The organism is Arthrobacter sp. SW1 (genome assembly GCF_001766675.1).
GTDB lineage: Bacteria > Actinomycetota > Actinomycetes > Actinomycetales > Micrococcaceae > Arthrobacter.
The window spans coordinates 1-1336 of record NZ_MJLT01000046.1 but is presented as its reverse complement, the minus strand read 5'-3'; the positions used below and the strand labels follow the sequence as shown (position 1 = coordinate 1336).

The 1336-nt window shown below is 61.4% G+C and carries 2 protein-coding genes; both read right to left on the bottom strand.

What is annotated here, in order from left to right:
* Positions 1 to 85 precede the first annotated feature (85 nt).
* On the bottom strand, positions 86 to 493 hold the full coding sequence (locus tag BIU82_RS15930) for a tautomerase family protein (RefSeq protein ID WP_070350452.1): 408 nt from the start codon (positions 491 to 493) through the stop codon (positions 86 to 88).
* Between the two features lie 69 nt (positions 494 to 562).
* On the bottom strand, positions 563 to 1336 hold a 774-nt coding region (locus BIU82_RS15925), incomplete at its 5' end, for an MFS transporter (RefSeq protein ID WP_139146653.1).

The following is a 1336-nucleotide window of genomic DNA, read 5'->3' as shown; positions in this document are numbered from 1 at the left end:
GCCGTTGTGATGCCGGCCACAGCTAAACTTTCCTACGTTTTTAATGTCCTGTCAAAGGTTTGTCCGCACATTTTGCGAGGCTTCCTTAGGACGCAGCCGGCACCTTGAGTTCGCCGGTCAGGTATTGGGCGCGCCCGAAGCCGAAGGTCCAGTCCTCGGGCCCGTTTTCGACGTAGCCCAGGAAGACGTCCTCGCCGCCAACACCCGCCTCCGCCAGCGCCTCATTGATGCGGGCATAGAGCGCCTTCTTGGCATCGACACTGCGCCCGCGCTGGGTGAAGACCTGGATCATCACCACACCCTGCGAGCGCTCGAAACCCAGACCCGCGTCCTGCGCCACGATCTGTCCGGCAGGATGCTCGGTGATGATGTGAAAGTAGTCGCGCTCCGGAATCCGGTATTCGGCGACGATCGCATCATGGATGGCGCGGCTGATGGACTGGAGCTCCTCCGGGGTGCGGCCCGCGGTGACATCGATTCGAACGAGAGGCATGGCATCCTTCTTTTGAAGACTTTGTCCTGACATTCTTACAATATCTCGCGGGCTTTGGCCGGTCAATCCCTACTTGCCCTTTGAGACCACGAAGATCGCACCCGTGGAGACGTCCTCTTCCAGCGCCTCAAGGGTGTGGCCACGGGTCTCGGGCACCTGAGTGGCCACGAAGAGCAAGGCCAAAGCCCCCACCGCAGCGAAGATGAAGAAGGTTCCGGTGATGCCGACGCCCGCAACCAGGGAAGGGAAGTACAGGGACAGGAAGCCGTTGACCACCCAGAGCATGAAGATCGAGATTCCCGTGCCGATTCCGCGCATGTGCAGCGGGAAGACCTCGGAGAGGTACACCCACACGGCAACGTTGAGGAAGGTTTGCATTGAGCCCACGAAGGCCACCACCAGGAAGAGGATCACGAACGGGCGCACAGGATTGCCCACGGGCAATGCCATCGATGCGGCGCCGATCAGCAGGTGGCAGGCCGTCGTCAGGCTCAGGCCGATGATGAAGGTCCTGCGGCGGTCCACGCGATCCATCATGGTCAGCGCAACGATGCCGCCGATCACGGCAATGACGCCCGGCGCGATATTGGCAATCAACGCACCGCTTTCGCTGAATCCGGATTCAACCAGCACGGTCTGTCCGTAGTACATGATCGAATTGATCCCGGTAAGCTGCTGGGCCACGCCGAGCCCGATGCCGACAAGCAGGATGCGCAGGAGGTTGCGGTTGCTGAGGATGGCACGCCAGCCAACCTCGTTCGACTTCTCGGTCCGCGCAATGTATTCGACCTCGGCAAGTTCGGCCGCCGCCCGCTCCTGGGAGCGCACCGTCTTCAACACGGC